Below are 20,784 nucleotides of genomic sequence, written 5' to 3'. Positions count from 1 at the left end.
GGAGTAGAAGTATGATTCCTATAAAAGATCGATGAAATGCACAATATTTTTCTTGGATGAACGGAGTATTGACAAATGGTAAGTTAAACGTTATGATAACGTTACCAATATGAACCCTTTTTAAACCTTTCATTGTAATAGTATTATCTTTACTTTTATGCATGTAATGAATCTATCGAACAAATGAAAAAGAAAGATCTAAAAATCTTATTGATTGATGATGAACCTGATATCCTGGAAATTGTGGGGTATAATCTAAGCGCAGAGGGTTATCAGGTGTTTACGGCCAAAAATGGGGTAGAAGGTGTTGCCTTGGCAAAGAAAAAATTACCACATTTGATTATCCTAGATGTGATGATGCCGGAAATGGACGGTATTGAGGCTTGTGGGATCATTCGAAAGAGTCCAGGTCTAGAAAATACGATCATTACGTTCCTTACTGCCCGTGGGGAAGATTATTCCCAATTGGCTGGGTTCGATGCAGGTGCCGATGATTATATTACAAAGCCTATAAAACCAAAGGTATTGGTGAGTAAGGTAAAGGCGCTTTTAAGAAGGTTCAAAGAAGATACTTCAACAGCCGAGGAGATTTTTAAAGTGGGCGATATTGTGATCAATCGTGAAGAATATAAGATCGTGAACAATGGCACCGAAATTATCTTACCAAGAAAAGAGTTCGAATTGTTGTCGTTACTAACCTCAAAACCGAACAAGGTTTTTAAAAGAGAGGTTATCTTGAATAAGGTTTGGGGCAATGAAGTTGTCGTAGGTGGGCGAACCATAGACGTACATATTAGGAAATTGCGCGAAAAAATCGGGGATGAACACTTTAAGACCGTTAAAGGCGTAGGCTATAAGTTTGTGCTCTAATGGCTGCCGATTTAAAAAAATCTTACCGATTTGCGTTAAGGTCGGCGTGTTATATCACCATTTGCACTACTTTGCTACTAGCATTTCTTTTATGGCTTTTTAAAGTCGAATATTTGTTGCTGTTAGGGTTATTTTCGATATGCGTGTTTATATGTACTTTCATTATACTTCAACTTCGGATAGAAAGATTCATTTATCGCAGGATAAAAAAAATATATGATGATGTGGCCCTTTTAGAATCGACCAATTTTGGTTCGGGTCCGATAACTACCGATATGAAAACGCTTACAGCGGAAATTGAAAAGTTCGCTAAAGACAAAAAAATCGAAATAGACACCCTTAATATCAGAGAGGCTTATAGAAAGGATTTTCTCGGTAATATCTCCCATGAATTAAAAACACCACTTTTTACTGTTCAAGGATACATTTTAACTTTGTTGGACGGGGCGATGGATGATAAGAATGTACGTCGAAAGTATTTACAAAGGGCCAATAAGGGGGTAGAACGTCTTATTTATATTGTAAAGGACCTGGATATGATCACCAAACTCGAAGTTGGGGAATTAAATCTGGAATTTGTCGACTTCGATATCATTGAACTTATCCAAAACGTCTTTGATCTGTTTGAAATGAAGGCGGCCAAAAAGAAAATCGTATTGACCTTCGATATGGATTATAAAGAGCCGATAATGGTACACGCCGATCGGGATAAGATCCAACAGGTGTTGACCAATTTATTGGTGAACTCCATAAAATACGGACAAGAAAACGGTACCACGGAAGTTAGTGTCGAAAATTTGATAAAAAATAAGGTCATTGTACGCGTCACCGACAATGGTGAAGGTATTGCCCCACATCATATTCCAAGATTGTTCGAGCGGTTTTATCGGGTAGACCAAAGCGGGAGCAGGGCAGAAGGAGGCTCTGGTCTGGGACTTTCCATTGTTAAGCACATTATCGAAGTACACGGAGAAAAGATTTATGTAGAGAGTGAAGAAGGTGTAGGTTCGGAGTTTTCCTTTACTTTGGAAAAAAGCCATTCTGAAAACGAGGCTTAATTTGGTTTTCCCAAATACTATTTTACTAGATTTGCCGCTGGAATAAATTCAATATGCCGTGGGGAGCAAGAACAAGTTAAAGAGATTTAGGGAGAACGAGACGTTCAAAAATGTGGTACAGCCCAATCGTAAGGAAATTGAGGAAGGGACCTTTACCCTTAAAGATAATTGGAATGATCATTTTGGGAATAACAACCCGATAGTGCTAGAGCTGGGTTGCGGTAAAGGTGAATACACCCTTGGTCTGGCCCGTATGTATCCGAATAAGAATTTTATCGGTATCGATATCAAGGGAGCCCGTTTGTGGAGAGGGGCAAAGACCGCTATTGAGGAAGAGATGGGTAATGTTGCCTTTGTTCGTACGCAAATAGAACTCATTGATCAGATATTCGGTAAAAATGAGGTTTCCGAAATATGGATTACCTTCCCGGATCCCCAAATAAAATATAAAAGGACTAAGCATAGAATGACCAATGAGGTTTTTCTAAAAAAATATGCGGAGGTATTAATGGATAATGGACTCATGCATTTAAAAACGGATAGTGAGTTTATGCACGGGTATACATTAGGTCTTTTGCACGGTACCGGTCGGGAAGTAATCTATGCGAACCACGATGTATATAAGAATGAAGGAAGCCCAAAAGAAGTATTATCTATTCAGACTTTCTACGAAAAGCAGTATCTTGAACAGGGAAAACCAATCACCTATATCAAGTTTAGGATAAACTAACCCATGCAACACCTTCTCATTCTATTTTTCGCAACATTTTCGGCTGCTTTCATGGCAACGGTTCCTCCGGGCCTTTTGAATATGAATGCTGCAAAAACCAGTGTTGAAAAAGGAAAATTGAATGGTGTGATCTTTAGTCTTGGTGTATCGACCATGATCATGATACAGGCGGTAATAGCGGTTTATATTTCCAAATATTTACATAGAAACCCGACCGTAGTTGAGGTTTTGCTTAAAATCGCCGTTCTCGTATTCGCTTTTTTGGCCATTTATTTTTTTATGGCTGCGAAGAACAATAAAAAGAAGGTCGTAAAAGAGGTCAATATCAGTAAAAGGAATAGCTTTTATAAAGGTATGCTATTGGCGGCCATTAATTTGTTGACCATACCTTATTATAGTGGGCTCAATATCATGTGGAATGCTTCCGGATGGATAAAATTCGAAGCCTGGGATATCGTAGTCTTTGTTTTGGCCGCAGGCGGAGGTACTTTTTCAGTCCTTTATATGTACACGGTGTATTTCAATAAATTGGAGAACAAAACCGACCGATTTTCAAGGAATTCCAATTATATTCTAAGTATATTAATGGTGGTGCTTTTGTTGATCACCATCTACAGGATCTTTAATCGATGAAAACCGATAACAGCAATTTTTTTCACAGGGTATATGAAGTTGCAAAACTCATCCCTTATGGCAGGGTTACCTCATATGGTGCCATTGCCAAATACCTTGGTGCCGCCCGTAGTGCGAGAATGGTTGGTTGGGCAATGAACGGGTCGCATAATATGCCAGATGTGCCGGCTCACCGTGTTGTGAATAAAACTGGGTTGCTTACGGGAAAGCATCATTTTGACGGTACAAACCTTATGCAACAACTGCTCGAAAGTGAGGGTGTAAAGGTTGTGGACAACCAAATCGTTGATTTTGAAAAATATTTTTGGGATCCATATAAGGAGTTGGGATAATACCACATGAATCATCCCCGGCTTCGCCCCACTTTTCAATGTAATAACTTTAGCTTCTCGGCCTTAAGGCGTATCTTTGTTGTTTAGAATGAATTTATTTTAAGAACAATAATCGCTATGAAATTGAATAAGCAAGATATCTTAAAAGCTCTGGAAATGATTACCGTTCCGGGAGAAGGTAAGAACATGGTAGAGAGTGGTGCAGTAAAGAATGTACAGATTTTCGGAGATGAGGTTGAAGTGGACATTACCATTAATAATCCAAGTCTACAAGCACGTAAAAAAACCGAAGTCGAAATTCTTAAGATAATTCATCAAGAAGTATATGAAAAGGCCAAAATAAAAGTAAACCTAAAGGTTGATGCTCCTGCAAATCCGAAGGTGAATGAAATAAAAGGGAAACCAATTCCTGGCATCCAAAATATTATAGCCGTAGCCTCAGGTAAAGGTGGGGTAGGTAAATCTACCGTAACTGCCAATCTTGCCGTTACCCTATCAAAAATGGGCTTTAAAGTAGGCTTGTTAGATGCCGATATTTATGGGCCTTCTATGCCGATAATGTTCGATGTTGCCCAAGAGAAACCTTTGGCGGTTACTATCGATGGCAAGTCAAAAATGAAACCGGTAGAGAATTATGGGGTGCAATTATTATCCATAGGATTCTTTACAGATGCCAATCAGGCCGTTATATGGAGGGGCCCAATGGCCGCTAAGGCACTGAACCAGATGATTTTCGATGCACACTGGGGCAATCTAGATTTCTTGTTGATCGATTTACCTCCGGGAACCGGGGATATTCACTTGAGTATTATGCAGGCCATGCCTGTAACCGGTGCTGTGGTGGTTAGTACGCCCCAAGAGGTAGCTCTTGCCGATGCACGTAAGGGAGTTGCGATGTTCCAACAAGAAACCATTAATGTACCAGTATTGGGTGTTGTTGAAAATATGGCCTATTTTACACCCGCGGAATTACCTGACAATAAATATTATATCTTTGGTAAGGAAGGTGCCAAGAATTTGGCAACGGATTTGAATGTACCTTTCTTGGGAGAAGTTCCTTTGGTACAAAGTATTCGTGAAGCAGGTGATGTTGGTCGCCCGGCAGCATTACAGGAGTCTACCCCAATTGCAACTGCATTTGAGGATATTACCAAGAACGTTGTTCAGGAATTGGTAAATAGAAATGAAAACATGCCTCCTACCGAGGCTATAAAGATAACGACCATGGCCGGTTGTTCTACAGCTAAATAGAAATGCCTATGAATTCGGATGAATTAAAAATCAATATTGAAAAAGCCTTAGAGGAAATCCGTCCGTTTCTTCAAAGTGACGGGGGCGATATTGAGTTGATTTCAATAGATAATGACACTTCTGTAAAAGTAAGGTTACAAGGGGCCTGTGTGGGCTGCAGTGTTAATCAGATGACCCTGAAAAGCGGGGTAGAGATGACCATAAAGAAATATGCCCCACAAATTGAAGAGGTCATTAATATAGATTAGTTCATCGTTATATTGAATTTCTAAATTCTCGCTTGATAGGTGAAGAGGTTAAAGTACCTGCCTTCTTTTGCTATAAGTTCATCATGGGTTCCCTGTTCGGCAATCTCACCGTTTTCTATAACCAAGATTTGATTGGCCTTCCTAATCGTGCTCAATCTGTGAGCGATAACAAACGTTGTACGCCCTTCGGTTAGTTTGGCTAAACTTTTTTGGATCAGGGCCTCGCTTTCAGTATCCAAATTAGAGGTAGCTTCATCCAATATCAATATTCTCGGATCGGCAAGTACGGCCCTGGCAATTGCGATTCGTTGGCGTTGCCCACCTGAAAGTTTAATTCCACGCTCTCCGATCAACGTATCGAGTCCGTCATCAAAACGATCGGTGAATTCATTTACATAGGCAGCATTTACCGCACTCTGTAGTTCTTCTTCACTTGCATTGGGCCTTGGGAACAAAATATTCTCACGAATAGTACCTTCGAACAAGAAATCATCTTGTAATACCACACCTAGGTTTTGGCGAAAACTATTGAGGTCTACTTGGGCCATATCTTTTCCGTCAATCGTAATAGTACCGGATTGTGGATTTAGGAAACTAGCGGCTAAACCGGCAATGGTACTTTTTCCGGAACCCGAACTCCCGACCAAAGCCACCACCGATCCGGATTTTACCTCAAACGATATACCATGCAACACTTCCTTGTCTTCCTCATAAGCGAAAGAAACATTCTCAAAAGCCATGTCACCCTTTACTTTGTCCAGAACAATTGTTCGTTGCTCTTCATCGGCCTCGGGAGCCATGTTCATCAATTCTTCCGTACGGTCTAGACCGGCAAGGGCTTCGGTCAGCTGACTTCCTATATTGCTCATTTGAACGATAGGGGCAACCATAGTTCCCAATAATACGGTGAACATTAATAAATCCCCAATACTCAGTTCGCCTTGCATGATCTTATAGCCACCAAAACCCATTACACCCGTGGTTGCTAAACCGATCAAAAAGGTTGATGAACTGGTCATAAACGCTGTAGTGGTCAGGCTTTTCTTCACATTTTGGAATAATTCCTCCACACCGGCTTCAAATACTTTATGCTCCTGTTCTTCGGCATTAAACCCTTTGATAACACGTATGCCGCCCAAAGTTTCGGTCAATCGTCCTTTTACCTCTGCGTTGATCTTACCGCGATTTCGAAATATGGGGCGAATTATTTTAAATGCTTTTAGGGCTATTATTCCAAAAATGGTCAACGGGACAAAAGTAAATAGTGTCATGCTCGGACTGATCCTAAGCAATAAGACCAAAGAAACGATAGCAGTGATTATTCCACCAACGAGCTGAACCAAACCTGTGCCGATGAGGTTCCTAACCCCTTCAACATCAGACATGATACGGGAAACCAAAGCCCCCGATTTGGCATTGTCGAAGTAACTGATCGGTAGCGAAAGCACTTTTTTCTGTACTTGTGCCCTCAATTCCGAAATCATATATTGAGCCTGTACGCTTAGGATCTTGGTCAATAAAAATGAGGTGACCGCCTGGACAAGAATTGCCAGAATAACAACAATCACCAACACTTTAAGCATTTCCACATCATTGTTGGCAATAACGTCATCGATTAAATATTTAGAGGCAACAGGTGTTACAAAGCTTGCCGCCCTACTTATGACAATCAATAAAAGACCAATGAAAACGAGATTACGTCTTGGCCAAATAATTGTTTTAAAGGCAGTTAGGATACTTACTTTTTTTTCGGGCATAGGTGTTTTGTTTGGTATTTTGCCAACTTCAATCTTTTTTTTCCTGCAAAACTTTCGCAAGTTACTTCAATTCTTAAGATTTGAGAGAATCTAGAATAGGTTTTGATATTGATGCGATGTATCGATAAAGGTTTTTATATTTGAGTTCAGGATTTCTATCGTATGCTTAAAAAAACATTTTTTCTTTTTCTATTGGTGTCATTTTATTCCAATGCCCAACAGCAGTTTTATGAACTCCGTGATTATGTTACCGATAGTGCCGATGTATTTACTCCCGATCAAGTATTGGATTTAAATCAACGTTTGTCGGATTTTGAAGAAAAAACCACAAATCAGTTTGTAGTGGTTACTATTGAGGAATTGGGTTTTGATACTATTGAATCTTATGCCAATGGACTTTTCAATCAAAACGGAATCGGTCAAAAAGGTAAGGACAATGGTTTGCTTATATTGTTTTCAGAAAGCGATAGGGAAGTGAGAATAGAAGTAGGATATGGGTTGGAGCCTTATATCACAGATGCCGTGGCCTCAAGAATCATTAGAAATACTATGATTCCCAATTTCAAAGAGGGGGATTATTTTAAAGGCGTTAATGAAGCATCGAACCAACTGATCCAGTTTTTGAATGACCCCGATGCATTGGCCGAATTTAAACAGGAAATAGAGGATGACGGGAAGAAAGGCCAATTTATCAGCTATGTATTTATGGGTATCTTCCTATTGATTTTCATTTCTGTAGGCGGATTTTTTTTCTTTAAAACCTATAAAAATATCATAGAAGTTTTCAGGGGTATTTTTATGGGTAAATTGGGGGTAGTCCCCGGATTGTTCATGCTTATTGCAGGGTCTTTTTCTAGCGTGTTTAGTTTGGTCTTTGTAATCGTTCCGCTAGTTGTTGTTTCCAGTATTTATGAGCCTGACCGCGTTCTTTTGGCAGAACCATTTGACGAACCTTCTGTTTTATTTTGGCTTCTAGTGCCTTTCTTTGGCATAGCCGCGATCATAGCCTTTGTAAAACTTAAAATTTCCGGCAAAGAAGACTTGAGTATATCTTGGTTAAAAAATGATGAAACATATTATAGGAAAACATTCTCTTCTTCTGGAACGCATTCATTTAGTTCTGGTTCATCTGGTGGTAGTTCCGGTTCGTTCTCCGGTGGCGGAGGCAGTTCTGGTGGTGGCGGGGCTAGTGGAAGCTGGTGAAAATCGGTTACATTTATAAATCCAAAGGAATATTCAATAAAAGAACATCTATGAAAAGAATTATTTGCTTGTTGTCATGTATCTTGATTGTGGCTTGTAAGACAGAAAATCGAAACGATACCGAATTGGAAAGGTGGGAGGCGCAAGCGACTAATGTTGAGATTATACGCGATAACTTTGGGGTTCCCCACATTTATGGTAAGACCGATGCCGATGCTGTTTTCGGTTTGTTATATGCACAATGCGAGGATGATTTTAACCGTGTGGAGCAAAATTATATTTGGGCCACTGGCCGATTGGCCGAAATAGAGGGGAAAGATGCCCTTTATAGTGACCTTCGTGCCAAATTGTTCATGACCGAAGAAGAGGCCAAGGCCAATTATGAGAATAGTCCGGAATGGTTAAAGAAACTATGTGATGCTTTTGCCGATGGAATAAATTATTATTTACATACACACCCAGAAGTGCAACCTAGATTATTGACCCATTTTGAACCATGGATGCCTATGTATTTCAGTGAAGGTTCTATCGGAGGTGATATTGAACGTATTTCCACTTCAAAAATAAAGGCCTTTTATGAAAGCGGTATGCAGATTCCCGAATCAGAGGAACTGCAAATAAAAAAGGAAAAGGAAATGGCCGAACCACAGGGTTCTAACGGAATAGCCATTTCAGGGAAGTTGACAAAATCCGGTAATGCAATGCTTCTTATTAATCCACATACCTCGTTTTATTTTCGGGGTGAAGTACATGTGGTCAGTGAAGAAGGACTCAATGCTTACGGCGCGGTTACATGGGGACAATTTTTCGTTTATCAAGGCTTTAATGAAAAAACTGGTTGGATGCATACCTCTACCTATACCGATGTAATGGACGAATTTAAGGAGTCTATTGTTAAAATCGATGACAACCTCCTTTACCAATATGGGGAAGAATTGCGGTCCGTAAAGGAATCCGGGATAACCTTGAAATATAAAGAGGGCGATGCCATAAAGGAGAAAACCTTTCCAGCATATCATACGCACCATGGCCCTATTACCCACATGGTTGCTGGGCAATGGACGGCCTCTGCCATGATGTGGCAACCGGTCAAGGCCTTGGAGCAATCCTATATCAGAACCAAACAGGATGGTTATAAAGGCTTTCGGGAAATGATGGATATTAGAACCAACTCATCCAACAATACCGTTTATGCCGATGCAGAAGGTAACATTGCTTATTTTCATGGTAATTTCGTGCCTAAACGAGATACGCGATTTAATTATTCACGGCCTGTTGATGGTAGTAACCCTAAAACCGATTGGCAAGGTTTGCATACCGTAGATGAGAATATCCTATTGCTTAATCCTGAAAACGGTTGGCTTCAAAATTGTAATTCAACACCTTTTACGGCTGCGATGGAGTTTAGTCCTAAAAAAGAAAATTATCCCGATTATATGTCAATTGACCGGGAGAACTTTCGAGGCGTACACGCCATAAACCTTTTAAAGGATAAAAAAGACTTTACTTTGGACAGCTTGATCGATTTAGCCCATGATCCTTATTTACCCGCTTTTGAGAAATTGATTCCGGCCTTGATTAAGACTTATGATGAACAGCAAGAAAAACATCCTGGTCTAGGGGAAGCTATTGATGTTTTTCGCAAGTGGGATTTTAAAACATCTAAAGAATCAAAAGCCATGACTTTGGCCCATTATTTCGGTACTGAAGTTTTGAATTGGAGAAGTTCGGTTATGATGGAAAACAAACCTACTCAAATGGAATTGTTCGATCAATTAAAAAAGTACGTTCCGAAAGAGGAAATTCTGAACCTATTCGATTCTGTGATATCTGGATTGGAAAAAGATTTTGGTACTTGGGAAATGCCATGGGGAGAAGTGAACCGTTATCAACGAATTAATGGAGCTATTCGCCAACCTTTTGATGATGCTAAACCCAGTATTCCGATCGGGTTCGCCTCCGGACGTTGGGGGGCATTGGCGGCTTACGGGGCTAGGTATACCAATAATACCAAGAAAATATATGGTACACGGGGCAATAGTTTTGTTGCCGTAGTGGAATTTGGTGAAAAGGTAAAGGCCAAAAGTATTTTGGCCGGTGGGCAGAGTGGTGATCCCAATTCGCCTCATTTCAATGATCAGGCCCAACGGTATGCTGATATGCAGTTCAAAGAGGTTTCTTTTTATAAGGCTGATGTATTGAAGAACTCAAAAGAGACTTATAAGCCAGGTGAAAAGAGGTAATCACCGTATTTATCTAAGGAATTGTTATGAATACAGCTAGATACGAAATATAGAAATCGACCGTAGACAATACAAATGTATAAAGTGGTTTGTTTTTAGTGATTTAATGGATATCTTCAAAAAATGAATACGTCAAAAATCGCTTATTAAGAAGTAGTTCAAATCTGACTATAATGCAACAAGAAAAAGCGCTGGCTCTTTTAAAATCGGGCAAAAATGTTTTCCTTACAGGTTCTGCCGGTACGGGAAAGACTTATGTGCTCAATAAATATATCTCTTATTTAAAGGAGCGTAAGGTGCCTGTAGCAATTACCGCATCTACGGGGATTGCCGCTACCCATATGAACGGAATGACCATACATTCATGGGCGGGATTTGGCATTAAGGAAAGATTAACTAGGGCCAATTTGGTGACAATGCGTACGAAGAAGTATCTTAAAAAACATTTGGAAGAGTCCATGATCCTTATCATTGATGAGATTTCAATGTTGCATAAAAACCAATTGGATATGGTCGATGAGGTGCTTCGTTTTTTTAAAGAGGACGATCGGGCTTTCGGGGGTATTCAGATTGTTTTATGCGGCGACTTTTTCCAATTACCTCCTATTGGAAATTACGATGAGAAAAGTAAGGACAAATTTTCGTTCATGTCCCAGGCATGGCTTTCTGCAGATTTAAAAATCTGTTATTTGACCGAGCAATATCGCCAAGAAGAAGATAATGTCCTAAACGGAATCTTAGGTGAGATTAGATCAGCAACTATTTCGACACGGAGTATAGAACTACTAAAAAAAGCGGGGACAAATGTTTTGGATAAAAAGGAAACACCGACCAAATTGTTTACCCATAATGCCGATGTAGACCAGCTGAATAATATAGAACTCGATAAATTGACAGGGCGTGTCAGAAAGTTCAAGGCCTCTACCAAAGGCAATAAAAAGTTGGTAGAGACTTTGAAGAAATCCGTTTTGGCCCATGAACTTCTTGAGTTAAAGATAGATGCTAAGGTCATGTTCGTCCGCAACAATCCTGAGCAAGGCTATGTAAATGGTACTTTGGGCACGGTTATCGATTTTACTGACGAGGGATTCCCTATTGTAATGACATTCGATAAAAAGCGAATAACCGTAAAACAAGAGACTTGGGGCATACATGACGATTTTGGAAAGGTGTTGGCAAGCTTGGACCAAATACCGCTACGATTGGCATGGGCCATTACCGTTCATAAATGTCAGGGTATGACTCTGGACAGCGCATTGATAGATCTATCGAAAACCTTTGAAAGAGGGCAGGGTTATGTTGCACTTTCCCGATTAAGGGATATTGAAAATTTACAACTTTCAGGATTTAATGAAATGGCCCTAAAGGTTGATGGATTGGCGCTTAAGGCCGATTTACGTTTTCAGGAACTTTCACAAATCGTAGATGACGAGAATGATTTTGAATCTTTGGAAGTGGAAACGATGGATTTTATAAAGGCCTGTGGTGGACTTACGAATATTGAGGAAATAAAAAAACACGCCAAAAAACTGAATGGGAAGAAGGTAAAAAAACAATCTACCTATGAAGTTACCTTGGGATATCTAAAACAAAAAATGCTATTGGAAAAAATCGCAGAAGAACGTGGATTGTCACAAGGGACCATTGCTGGTCATTTAATCCGATTGCGAAAAGATTTTCCGAACGAAGATCTTGATTTTTACAAACCGGATGCCGAGTTAATTGAAAAGGTCGCGAAAGCCAAAAAGAAACTAAAAGAGGATTCCACAAGTTTAAAACCGCTACATGCTGCACTCAATGGAAAAGTTGATTATGAGGATATTAAATTGGCATTGGCTTTTTGTAAATGAAAGAAATGTGTTTTGCAGTGAGCGCTGTAACCTAATTACCAATGGTTCGTGAATCAAGGACTGCCCAAGACTACTCTTTTGTAATTATCAAAGTAGCTTTAGAGCCTTCTGACAATAGCCATTTGTTAGAGTAAATAAGGTTGCCTAGATCATCATAAACATCTACTTGTGCGGTATTAGGGCTGGCGGATCCTTCATTAAGTGCTTCAAAATCCAAACGGTTAAAACCTTTTTCCAAGTCTACGTTTATTCCTTTATAGCTGGCGGTTAAAAGCACATTGTAGTCTACGATTTCGCCGTTCATTGAGATTTTTACCCGGTCACCATCAACATATTCATGGTCACGACAAACGATACCTACAAATTTTCCATTGTTTTTGATATCTCCCAAATATTGATCCCCGAATTTTTCTTTTGATCCACCCTGTTGTTCCGAACGGCCAACTTTTGGATCGATCTTCAAATCATGGCCTGCTTGTAGCATTCCATTATCAAGATTCATATTAACCGGTACGGTCGTCAATGAGTCCCTAAGATTAAAATTTGGTTTTGGGTCGATAATCGATGGAATGTTCAACGCAGCTCCTTGCGATGTATTATTGTTGTTGTCAGGGGTGGTTATGGCACCTATTTCCAAAGGGGTGGTATTTGGAATATCGGTCTGTGCGGCCATGTTCAAAGACAGCATCACTAAAAAAGCAAAAAATAGTACAGGCCTTATCTTCATTGTTGTTATACCGTAAATTTTGGAATAAAGATAGCAATTACCCTGCCATAGGGACTTAAAGGCCTGTTAATTTCGTTAAGTTGTTAATCGGTATGTGTGATATTTATCTTGATAGATTATCGAAAGGGTTTAATTTACGGCTTGCAATTGTTGCATGAATGCCTTGTAATTTGAATTATTTGGGTAATATTGAATCAGTCGTTCGCCAATTTCTTTAGCTTTCTGGGTTTCCCCATATTTAGAATAGAAAAATGCCAAGGTGTATAATAAGTCTTCATTTGTGGGGGCAACTTCCAGTCCTTTCAACAATGTATTTTTGGCTTTAACCCGTTCATTTCCCTTGTCATAAAGTAAACTCAGATTATAATATGCCCGCATGTTTTGTGGCATATATTCAATGGCTTTCCCAAGCTCAGAAATCGCTTCTTTATTTCTTCCTTGTTCGGCCAATAAAAGGGCTAAAGAATAATAAGTTGGGCCGTATGTCGGTTCTTGGTCTATTATGGTTTTAAATGCACTTTCAGCTTTTTCCATTTCTCCATTTCTATAATAAAGATTGGCCAAACTGGTTCTGACCATATTGTTCAAGGGATCCATTTCCAATGCTTTTTCATAGTTTACTATTGCCTGTGCCAAGTCGCCTTGTTTAAGGTAATAACTGGCTTTTTTTGCCAATCCCCCAACAAAATCGGAAGTAGCGTTCAAGTAGGAGGTAAATTCTTCCTTCACTCTGGTATATACTGTTTTATAGGATGCCGGAATTTGATTTTCCTTTAGGTCACCCAGGGCATAAAAGGCCTTAACACGTACCGATCTTTTTGGGTCTTTCAATAAAGGGTATAGGTAACTGGCATATTCCGTTGTGTTGATATTGCTTAAAACGTCTAGGGTTGCACCTCTGACCATAGGGGAGGAGTCCTCTAAAAAGGTCATTAGGTCGTTCAGGTCGTTCGCATTGATATAATATTGAATTCCGTTTATCGCGGATGCCCGTGCAATCTCAGGCTGAAGGGTGTCATGCATTAGTTTTAAAAGGGCTTCCTTACCATCTGGGTCGCCGTGAAGGCCCGGTGCCAATAATTCGGAAAAGTGTTCATAATCCGGCTCACCGTACTGTTCTTTGAAAGCTGTCCAGGCCCATTCATTGTCCTTGTCCTTATGGCAGCCAACGCAGGCATTCGGGGTATCATATTTTAGGCTTAAATCGGGTCTCGGGATCCTAAAGCTATGATCTCTTCTAAAATCATTAACCATATAATAACGCCCGGGCATATGGCAGTTTATGCATTGTCCGCTTTCAGAATCAGCATCATGAAAATGATGTTCTGGAGTATCGTATTTATCAGGAAAATGGCATTGGGCACATAAGTCGTTTCCTTTAAACTTTAATTCAAGGGAATGTGAATTATGGCAATCGGAACATTTTACATTATTCTGGTACATTTTACTTTGTACAAAGGAACCATAGACATAATCTTCATCCAGAATTTGGCCATCGGTGAAATAGAACCTGTCGTTAATTAATTGAGGATAGTAATGGTCTAGCATAGTCCCCTCGAAATTGAACTGTTCCGAGATTTGTTCCCTGCGCATATGGCATCTGGCACATTGATCCACCAGTTCTTTGGGTTTCGTTTTTGCGGTCATCTGCATGGTACCCATGGCCTTGTAATTCTCCCCTAGTCGGGTAGCTTGATCTACATGTTGTTTTCCAGGTCCGTGACAGGCTTCACAACTAACATTGATCAAGGCATATTTGGTGTCAAAGGATTTGGTCTTCGGATCGTAATTCTTCCTAACATTGGTCGAATGGCAATCGGAACACATGGTATTCCAGTTAAGTCCGCCCCGGGACCAATGCAACCATTCTGAGTGAACTACCTTAAAATCGGGGTATAGGTCAAACCATTTGTTCTTTTTTGAGTCCCACGCAGTTCTAAGACATTGGTATCTGCCTTTTGGAAATTCAACGATATACTGTTGTAAAGGGGTAAGCCCGAAAGTATAGATTATTTTATACTCATGGTACTTTCCATCGGGGCCTTCCGTATTCACGAAAAAATCATCTCCTTTGGTATAAAACCTTGATGTAACCCCCTGACTTGTGAATTTTTCTCCTTTGAAATCGGCCAATATGGTTTCCCTGTTGGCCAATTGCATAGCTTTATCGTGATGGGACCCTTCCCAATCTTTATACTCTTTGGCATGACATTTTTTACAAGCATCATCCCCCAAAAAATCAGCATCGGGAATCTGATCGGTCGATGCAAAAATATCGCCCAGGTTTTCAGGGGGAATTTCAACGTACTCCGGGTTTTTGTCCTCTTTACAGGATATAAAACCTATTAGGGCGAGTATTGTAATTATGCGTAAAAAAATGTTCATTGTAAAGCATACTATTGAAGAAAAGAAATAATGTAAATCCTAATTTTGTTTTGGGATTTTCAATCAATTTCGAATTTACATAACTTGACTTTTCTAGTTTATTTTGATTGAAACTTCCCCTAGAATATTTCTAGATGAGTTTCCGATTTTCAAGATATACGTTCCTTTTTCCACAACCCACTTTTTTGTCGATACTTGGTAATAGGCCAATTCCTTAACGGGAATGCTTATTATGGCATCTTGGGTAGCACCACTTTTTATAAAGACTTTTTTGAATCCTTTCAATTCCTTGGCAGCCTTCTCAATAGATGATCCTGGGTGTGAAACATAAACTTGGGCAACTTCTTTCCCGTCGCGGATTCCAGTATTTTTGATTGTTAAATTTATTTGGATGTCCTCATCCTCTGAATAAGAATCCTTGTTGGTAGAAATATTGGAAAACTCGAAATCAGTATAGGAAAGACCAAAACCAAAGGGGTATAATGGTTCAATATTTTTAGTATCGAACCAACGGTAGCCTACCATTATCCCTTCTTCATAGGTAACCGACTCATCACCTGGAAAACTATTTGTGGCATGAGCGGGGGAATCTTCGATTCTTTTGGGCATGGTCCAAGGTAATTTACCGGAAGGATTTACTTTACCTAAAATAACATCGGCTAAAGCATTGCCTCCTTCAGAGCCATTGAACCAACTCCAGATAAGTGATGATGATTTCTCTTTGATCGTATTAAGGTCAAAAGGGGCACCACCTATCATTACCACGATAGTATTAGGATTAACCGCCAGTACTTTTTGTATTAATTCTTCCTGTCCAAAAGGAAGGGAAAGGTCTTTACGGTCAGAGGCTTCGGTTTCATAATCTCGGTTGGATCCCGCAAAGATAATGGCTAAATCCGACTTTTTAGCTGCTTCCAATGCTTCCTTAAGTTTCTCTGGATCCAATTCGGTAATGGTAGTTGGGGTATTCAGTGTAACTTCTATCTTTTGGTCATTATCGTTCTTGGAATACCTTTCCAAATATCCTTCAGCATAATTGATCTTAATATTTTCCGGCAGTCTATTTTTGAGTCCGTCTAATGGGGTTATTTCGCGTTTTGTTTTAACTCCGGCACCATAACCGCCCAAGGCATTCTTTTTAGTGGCATTATTGCCTATTACGGCAATTGAATTGATTCCTTCTAATTGCAGGGGCAATAAGTTTTTTTCGTTCTTTAACAATACAATGGATTCTTCGGCAATGTCGTAGGCATCTTTGTAGTGCTCTTCCGTGGCCAAACTTCCTTCTGTTCTATCGGTGCCGTCTATGGCCTTAACTTGGAAAAGGACCCTTAAGATTCTTCGAATATGTTTGTCTATTTCTTCTTCGGAAATTTCCCCGTCCTTTAACGCTGCAATTAACTTATCTGCCAAGAAAAACTCATTGGCCGGTTTACGGGTTCCCATTTCAATATCTAAACCGTTAACTAACGTTTTTACGGTGGAATGAACGGCGGACCAATCGGAAATCACGATTCCTTTAAAACCCCATTCATCCCTTAGGATTTTATTCTGCATATAATCGTTCTCGCAAAGAAAATCCCCACGGAACTTGTTATAGGCTCCCATTACGCTATAGGCATTGGCTTCTTGAACAGAGGCCTTAAATGCAGGGAGGTAAATTTCACGTAAAGTGCGTTCATCGGTATTCACATCGACAAAATCGCGGTTGGTTTCTTGGTTGTTTACCGCAAAGTGCTTTACACAGGCCATAACATCATTATCCTGTATACCTACAATAAAAGGAACAGCTAGCTTTTTATTTAAAAAAGGGTCTTCGGTAAAATATTCATAGGTGCGCCCTCCTAGTGGTGTTCGGATAATGTTGATCGCTGGTGAAAGTAGTACGTCTTTGTCTCTGGCCCGGGCTTCTTGCCCAACACTGTTCCCGAATTTGTAAGACAGTTCAGGATTCCAAGTTGCGGCAACACTGCCTGCTGCAGGATAATATGTGGCGAAGTCATTGTCCCAGCCTGCAGGTGCCCAGCTATCTTTTGATATTTCTTCGCGAATGCCCAAGGGGCCATCTGTCATATTCATTTTTGGGATACCCAAACGCTCTACACCCTCTGTGGCGAATTTGCTGCTCCCATGCAGCATTCCCGCCTTTTCTTCCAAAGTCATTTCGGCAATGAGAGCGTCAATTTTCGTTTCGTTGTCCAAGGAGATTTCTTCGCTTGGGAATAGTGTTTTTTCGGTTTTTACATCCTTGGTTAGCTTTGTCGCATCTTTACATGAAATGTTAAATAGTATTAGTGTTGCCAGTGACAAAACGATCAAATTTATTTTCATTGTTTAAATATTGTTTGTGTTGATAATTGCTTTGATATTATAATTTAAGGGTTTGTGCTGTTCCATCATACTCGATGGTATTACCTTCAGTGTTATTTATAAAAGATTTTGGATGGTCTTTACCCACAGTGACAAATATAAATTTTCGATGCTTTATCATACCGTCAAATGTTCCCTGTCTTTTTGTAATGGATAGTGTTCCTTTACTATCGTTGTATGTAAATTCGATTTTTGAATATTTACCTTTTTCATAATTATAATTGACACCTTCGTCCTCATATAAAGTAAATTTACCATCCTTGCCTTTATAAATATAAATGATCAAGGTGTCAGCAGGTTTTTCATCGGTGTACTGAATTTCCGGGCCTACAGGTATGATGGATCCTGAGCTTACATACAATGGAATACGATCATATGGGGCATCTACATTCAGGGTTTGACCTCCGCGTATAGCCTCACCAGTATATAGATCATACCAGTCTGAACCTAGAGGGAAATAAATATCGCGATTACGGGCTTCATATTCATAAACAGGGCTTACCATAATCGATGGGCCAAATAAAAATTGGTCACTTATATGCTCTACTTTTTTGTCCAAAGGAAAATCCATTACCAAAGGCCTCATTATGGTATAATCATTAAAATGGGTCATTCCTGCCAAAGTGTAGATATAGGGCATTAGCCTGTATCTTAAATTGGTATAATACAACATGGATTCGTATGCTGGGTGACCTTCTGGGGCAATATGCCATGGTTCCCGAAAAGGGAATTGACCGTGCGACCTATACAACGGGGCAAAGGCCCCAAATTGGTTCCAACGTGTATTCAATTCGCGCCATTCTTTATAATCTGCATTTTCCTTGCCATTTTCATCATAATGTTTTTGGGCGCTTACGTAGCGGTCTTCTACACAGAAACCACCAATGTCCATGGTCCAATACGGGATACCACTGACAGCAAAATTAAGACCTGCGGATATCTGGGCTTTCATATCTTCCCAACGCGTACCTATATCGCCGCTCCAGGTAGCTGTGGAATAACGTTGTAAGCCTGCAAATCCCGATCTGGTCAATAAAAAGACCCTTTTATTGGGAGCTACATTGCGCTGACCGTTATATATTGCTTCGGCATTCATGAGGGCATATGTATTGAAATACTCCGTAGAAGGTCCTAAGGCTGTTGGTCCGCACAGTGCTTTTCGGTATTCCATATCGGTACAATCACGAACGTTGGGTTCACTGGCATCCATCCACCAAGCATCTATGCCCAAGGGGTAATAGTGCTCATAAATCTGTTCCCAGAACAATTTTCTGGCCCCAGCGGCATAGGGGTCATAAAACGACCCTATATAACCAGGGCCCACCCAATCCCGAATGCTATCTTTTATGGCGAGTTGGTACATCCAGCCCTTTTCGTCGAATTCTTTGAAATGCTCGGTATTTTGATAGAATTTAGGCCAAACGGAAATCATCATTTTTGCGTTCATGGCATGAATGGAATCAACCATTTCTTTAGGATCGGGGAATCTGTTTTTGTCGAACTCATGACTGCCCCATTGGTCTTCTTCCCAGTGGTTCCAGTCTAGAACTATATTGTCAATTGGAATTTTTCTATCTCTAAAACCTTTAAGGGCTCCCAAAATTTCATCTTGGGTGTTGTAACGTTCCCGACTTTGCCAGTATCCCATGGCCCATTTGGGCATAATCTGTGATTTTCCGGTTAGTGTGCGGTAACCTTTGATTACTTCGTCCATAGAATTTCCATGTACGAAATAATAGTCCAATTTTTTATCCATTTCGCTCCACCAAACCTGATTGTTCTTTTCATTGGGAGGTTGTGGTTTTCTAACCCGCAATCCACAATACGATGTTCCCCCGTCCGGTTTCCATTCGATTCGGATTGGGACTCGTTTGCCGGCATCCATGTTGAATGAAAATTTAAAGCTATTAGGGTTCCATGCGGTGCGCCATCGTTCCGGTACTACTAATTCATTGTTGAGATATACCTTGGTATATCCGGCATAGTATAAAATGAATTTAAATTCTCCGGTTTCCGGAGCCTCAATTTCACCCTCATAAGTTATATGGGCATTTTTTAACGGGAAATCTTGGGGCAAATTTTTAATGCTTTTTATATCCTCAAAGAAAATGGAAGGCTCTTTACGCACCAAAGTTTGTGTGTTATTATCGCTGGAGGTATATGTCCCTGTTAAATCATCGGGCTCACCATTTTTATCATATAATTTGAAAATGGCACCCAACTGTTGATAAGGTCGGCTGTCTCCAAATCTACTTAGAGAATAACTGTCCCATAATAAACCATAATTTTTATTTGAAACGATAAAGGGAACTGAAACCTTAGTGTTGTATTGATATAATTCCTCACTTTTCCCTTTGTAGTTGAATTCATCTGATTGATGTTGCCCTAAACCATAGAAAGACTCATTCTCTGGTGAGTCAAAAATTTGACGAGTTGTAAATCCTTTTGTTCCTTCAACCTCTATGGGAATGAATGTTTTTCCACCACCAGCTTTTTCCGATAGAATGAGATTCCCATCTTTATCCTTGAATTTTATACCACCATTTATTTTTGAAATCAGAACATTCAATTTTTTGGTGGCCAAAAGTATGGAGTCCCCTTGCTCATCAACGGTAAAAGGTACAGTTGAATTTTTCGGGACAATGATTAAACTGGAATCCTTGGGGAATTCTTTTTCAGGTGAGGCGGATACATGAATCAATTCTTCTCCTAGAACACTGACAAGTAGTTTTTTTGTTTCCGTATCATCATTTTGATCAAATTCCAGAACTATGCCATTTGCGGTTTTTTCATACTGTTTTGGAGAACATGATACGAACAGTAATACAACAAGAAGTGCTTGGTAGATTGTAGTTCTCTTCATAGTATTGGTTGGTTTATGGTTCATTGAGAATATTCCGTGGAGCAATTTTCCGTGCGATAAAAGTGAAATATACTTGGTGTAAATTTACTCATTAATCGGCTCTATTCATGGGTATTTAGGTAGAATGTTGAAATAGTGTTCATTGGTTTTAGGAACAGGTCTTATGAAAATTAGACCCATGCAAGAGATGTTGAAACCATAATTTGGTAATGGCCAATTAGGAGGAATGTATGAAAACGGTGATATCGTATTTTTTGCCTTTTA

At 39.8% G+C, this 20,784-nt stretch carries 15 protein-coding genes; 10 read left to right on the top strand and 5 right to left on the bottom strand.

Going from position 1 to position 20,784, the window contains the following annotated elements:
- The first annotated feature begins 183 nt into the window (after positions 1 to 183).
- The 7 genes from GJ691_RS01490 (at position 184) to GJ691_RS01460 (ending at position 5,122) form a co-directional block, all read left to right on the top strand.
- Positions 184 to 870, top strand: a complete 687-nt coding sequence (locus GJ691_RS01490; protein ID WP_154363044.1) for a response regulator transcription factor — start codon at positions 184 to 186, stop codon at positions 868 to 870.
- Positions 870 to 1,928: a sensor histidine kinase gene (locus GJ691_RS01485; RefSeq protein WP_154363042.1), complete on the top strand. Its 1,059-nt coding sequence runs from the start codon at positions 870 to 872 to the stop codon at positions 1,926 to 1,928. Before GJ691_RS01490 ends, GJ691_RS01485 begins: the two co-directional genes overlap by 1 nt.
- 58 nt (positions 1,929 to 1,986) lie before the next feature.
- Positions 1,987 to 2,658, top strand: a complete 672-nt coding sequence (trmB, locus tag GJ691_RS01480) for a tRNA (guanosine(46)-N7)-methyltransferase TrmB (protein WP_179954993.1) — start codon at positions 1,987 to 1,989, stop codon at positions 2,656 to 2,658.
- Between the two features lie 3 nt (positions 2,659 to 2,661).
- The gene (locus tag GJ691_RS01475) at positions 2,662 to 3,291 is read left to right on the top strand and encodes a LysE family transporter (protein ID WP_154363038.1); all 630 of its coding nucleotides are present in this window, start codon (positions 2,662 to 2,664) and stop codon (positions 3,289 to 3,291) included.
- Positions 3,288 to 3,623 (top strand): MGMT family protein, encoded by a 336-nt coding sequence (locus tag GJ691_RS01470; protein ID WP_154363036.1) that lies wholly within the window; start codon positions 3,288 to 3,290, stop codon positions 3,621 to 3,623. Before GJ691_RS01475 ends, GJ691_RS01470 begins: the two co-directional genes overlap by 4 nt.
- A 117-nt stretch (positions 3,624 to 3,740) precedes the next feature.
- Positions 3,741 to 4,874, top strand: coding sequence for an Mrp/NBP35 family ATP-binding protein (locus tag GJ691_RS01465; protein WP_154363034.1), 1,134 nt, complete (start codon positions 3,741 to 3,743; stop codon positions 4,872 to 4,874).
- Positions 4,875 to 4,882: 8 nt separating this feature from the next.
- Complete coding sequence (locus tag GJ691_RS01460) at positions 4,883 to 5,122, top strand: NifU family protein (protein WP_154363032.1); 240 nt, start codon at positions 4,883 to 4,885, stop codon at positions 5,120 to 5,122.
- A gap of 20 nt (positions 5,123 to 5,142) precedes the next feature.
- Here the strand turns inward: GJ691_RS01460 and GJ691_RS01455 are convergent, their stop codons facing one another.
- Positions 5,143 to 6,879, bottom strand: coding sequence for an ABC transporter ATP-binding protein (locus GJ691_RS01455; protein ID WP_154363030.1), 1,737 nt, complete (start codon positions 6,877 to 6,879; stop codon positions 5,143 to 5,145).
- 162 nt (positions 6,880 to 7,041) lie between these two features.
- Here GJ691_RS01455 and GJ691_RS01450 point away from each other — a divergent pair, with 162 nt between their 5' ends.
- The 3 genes from GJ691_RS01450 to GJ691_RS01440 all read left to right on the top strand — a co-directional run bounded on the left by GJ691_RS01450 (position 7,042) and on the right by GJ691_RS01440 (position 12,175).
- Positions 7,042 to 8,082, top strand: a complete 1,041-nt coding sequence (locus GJ691_RS01450; RefSeq protein ID WP_154363029.1) for a TPM domain-containing protein — start codon at positions 7,042 to 7,044, stop codon at positions 8,080 to 8,082.
- A gap of 50 nt (positions 8,083 to 8,132) precedes the next feature.
- On the top strand, positions 8,133 to 10,325 hold the full coding sequence (locus GJ691_RS01445; RefSeq protein ID WP_154363027.1) for an acylase: 2,193 nt from the start codon (positions 8,133 to 8,135) through the stop codon (positions 10,323 to 10,325).
- A gap of 173 nt (positions 10,326 to 10,498) precedes the next feature.
- Positions 10,499 to 12,175 (top strand): helix-turn-helix domain-containing protein, encoded by a 1,677-nt coding sequence (locus GJ691_RS01440; protein ID WP_154363025.1) that lies wholly within the window; start codon positions 10,499 to 10,501, stop codon positions 12,173 to 12,175.
- A gap of 70 nt (positions 12,176 to 12,245) precedes the next feature.
- On the opposite strand, the gene GJ691_RS01435 is transcribed toward GJ691_RS01440, so the two are convergent.
- The 4 genes from GJ691_RS01435 to GJ691_RS01420 all read right to left on the bottom strand — a co-directional run bounded on the left by GJ691_RS01435 (position 12,246) and on the right by GJ691_RS01420 (position 20,520).
- Positions 12,246 to 12,902, bottom strand: coding sequence for a hypothetical protein (locus GJ691_RS01435; protein ID WP_179954992.1), 657 nt, complete (start codon positions 12,900 to 12,902; stop codon positions 12,246 to 12,248).
- Between the two features lie 129 nt (positions 12,903 to 13,031).
- Positions 13,032 to 15,287, bottom strand: a complete 2,256-nt coding sequence (locus tag GJ691_RS01430) for a tetratricopeptide repeat protein (RefSeq protein WP_154363023.1) — start codon at positions 15,285 to 15,287, stop codon at positions 13,032 to 13,034.
- A gap of 93 nt (positions 15,288 to 15,380) precedes the next feature.
- Complete coding sequence (locus GJ691_RS01425) at positions 15,381 to 17,618, bottom strand: beta-glucosidase (protein ID WP_154363021.1); 2,238 nt, start codon at positions 17,616 to 17,618, stop codon at positions 15,381 to 15,383.
- A gap of 37 nt (positions 17,619 to 17,655) precedes the next feature.
- A complete protein-coding gene (locus tag GJ691_RS01420) occupies positions 17,656 to 20,520 on the bottom strand; it encodes a TIM-barrel domain-containing protein (RefSeq protein WP_154363019.1) in 2,865 nt (954 codons plus the stop codon).
- Positions 20,521 to 20,784 lie beyond the last annotated feature (264 nt).

The organism is Maribacter luteus, from assembly GCF_009674825.1.
Classification (GTDB): Bacteria; Bacteroidota; Bacteroidia; order Flavobacteriales; family Flavobacteriaceae; genus Maribacter_A; species Maribacter_A luteus.
This window is presented reverse-complemented; position numbering and strand designations above follow the sequence as displayed.

Excerpts from the sequence above, each read along its gene's own strand:
- GJ691_RS01490 (WP_154363044.1), top strand. The coding sequence starts at position 184 with ATGAAAAAGAAAGATCTAAAAATCTTATTGATTGATGATGAACCTGAT.
- GJ691_RS01430 (WP_154363023.1), bottom strand. The coding sequence starts at position 15,287 with ATGAACATTTTTTTACGCATAATTACAATACTCGCCCTAATAGGTTTT.
- GJ691_RS01445 (WP_154363027.1), top strand. The coding sequence starts at position 8,133 with ATGAAAAGAATTATTTGCTTGTTGTCATGTATCTTGATTGTGGCTTGT.
- GJ691_RS01485 (WP_154363042.1), top strand. The coding sequence starts at position 870 with ATGGCTGCCGATTTAAAAAAATCTTACCGATTTGCGTTAAGGTCGGCG.
- GJ691_RS01475 (WP_154363038.1), top strand. The coding sequence starts at position 2,662 with ATGCAACACCTTCTCATTCTATTTTTCGCAACATTTTCGGCTGCTTTC.
- GJ691_RS01420 (WP_154363019.1), bottom strand. The coding sequence starts at position 20,520 with ATGAAGAGAACTACAATCTACCAAGCACTTCTTGTTGTATTACTGTTC.
- GJ691_RS01435 (WP_179954992.1), bottom strand. The coding sequence starts at position 12,902 with ATGAAGATAAGGCCTGTACTATTTTTTGCTTTTTTAGTGATGCTGTCT.
- GJ691_RS01470 (WP_154363036.1), top strand. The coding sequence starts at position 3,288 with ATGAAAACCGATAACAGCAATTTTTTTCACAGGGTATATGAAGTTGCA.
- GJ691_RS01450 (WP_154363029.1), top strand. The coding sequence starts at position 7,042 with ATGCTTAAAAAAACATTTTTTCTTTTTCTATTGGTGTCATTTTATTCC.
- GJ691_RS01440 (WP_154363025.1), top strand. The coding sequence starts at position 10,499 with ATGCAACAAGAAAAAGCGCTGGCTCTTTTAAAATCGGGCAAAAATGTT.
- GJ691_RS01455 (WP_154363030.1), bottom strand. The coding sequence starts at position 6,879 with ATGCCCGAAAAAAAAGTAAGTATCCTAACTGCCTTTAAAACAATTATT.
- GJ691_RS01425 (WP_154363021.1), bottom strand. The coding sequence starts at position 17,618 with ATGAAAATAAATTTGATCGTTTTGTCACTGGCAACACTAATACTATTT.
- GJ691_RS01460 (WP_154363032.1), top strand. The coding sequence starts at position 4,883 with ATGAATTCGGATGAATTAAAAATCAATATTGAAAAAGCCTTAGAGGAA.
- GJ691_RS01465 (WP_154363034.1), top strand. The coding sequence starts at position 3,741 with ATGAAATTGAATAAGCAAGATATCTTAAAAGCTCTGGAAATGATTACC.